The sequence below is a fragment of the Treponema endosymbiont of Eucomonympha sp. genome, from assembly GCF_001028545.1.
The window spans coordinates 1-1,277 of the sequence record NZ_BBPW01000172.1; the positions used below are offsets into that span (position 1 = coordinate 1).

The 1,277-nt window shown below is 62.6% G+C and carries 2 protein-coding genes; both read right to left on the bottom strand.

What is annotated here, in order from left to right; all coding sequences use genetic code 11:
• Window positions 1-201, bottom strand: a 201-nt coding sequence (locus tag AWU74_RS05690) for a transposase (protein ID WP_238580188.1), incomplete at its 3' end; no start/stop codon positions are given.
• A 94-nt stretch (window positions 202-295) separates the two neighbouring features.
• On the bottom strand, window positions 296-1,277 hold a 982-nt coding region (locus AWU74_RS05695), incomplete at its 5' end, for an ATP-dependent helicase (RefSeq protein ID WP_187150877.1).

Sequence of the window (1,277 nt, forward strand, 5' to 3'; positions counted from 1 at the left end):
GCAAAACCGCTTGTGTATGCTGTTCCAGTTCCCGAATTCTGGCGGTATATCCCTCCACGGAGCGCCCGTGCGCGTCTGCCATGCTGCCGCGTTGATAAACAAACGGTTGTCTTTCGCCACTCCCCCGCGTTTCCCTGCCTGTCCGGGCAGCAGTTCTTTTATCCGTTCCCGCGCCTCGTCGCTTATATCGTGCCGGTGAATGCCTTCATTTCTTTTCACGCCTCTATTTTACCTCTTTTCCCCTATCCAGTCCACACTGCCTAGAGTTGGTCTAACTTGCGGGCGGAGACGCGCTTTATCCCGAAAACTTCTGCTTCATACTGGCGAACAGCGCGTCCCGCGTCGCTTCGTCCGGCTCCGCCTCCGGTTCGTGATACGACACCAGTTCCGCGGGGATTTCCGCGAGGAAGCGCGACGGCTCGCACTGCGCTGCCGCCTGCGCCCGCCGCCGCGTCTTGCGGCTTGAAATAAAAAGCTTGTCCCGCGCCCGCGTAATCGCCCCGTAGAACAGGCGGCGCTCCTCCTCGACGCTGTCGGGGTTTTCCTCCAGCGCCCGCGCGTGGGGGATAGTGCCGTCCTCCGCGCCCGCGATGAACACCACCGGAAACTCCAGCCCCTTCGACGCGTGAATGGTCATAAGGTTCACCTTTCCGCCGTTGCCGTCGTCGTTCAGGTCGTCGCGGGACAGGAGCGCAATGCGGCTGAGCCACGCGAACAGCGACGGGTCGGTGGTGTCGGGTTTGCGTTCCCACTCGCCTATCGACGTCAGCAACCGTTCGACGTTCAAGAACTTGAATCGCGCCGCCTTTTCGCTCTTCTGATACTCGCCGGCGAGGAAGTCGAGATAACCGATTTCCTCGACGAGCGCCCGCACCTTATTCGACAGCCCTCTGCCGCCCAGTAGCGCCGCGCGCTGCGCCGTTATGAGCGACAGGAACCCGCCGAACGCCGAGCGCGCCTCGTCGCCGTCTGCCTCTTCGCTCATGCCGCCGAAGGAAAGCTGCGCCTGAGGGGGCGGCGCGGTGGCGAGCGACCGCATAGCGTCCCAGAGCGAGCACTGCCGCTCGTTTGCGGCGGCGTTGAGTTCCTCGAGCGCCTTCCGCCCGATTCCGCGCCGCGGCGTGTTGATAATGCGGAGAAGGTTCACGTCGTCGTCGCAGTTCGCGCAGACGTGCAGGTAGCTGTTTATGTCCCGTATCTCTCTGCGCTTATAAAAGCTCGTGCCGCCCGACACCGCGTAGGGGATATTCGCGTCCAGAAACGCGTCCTCTATGGCG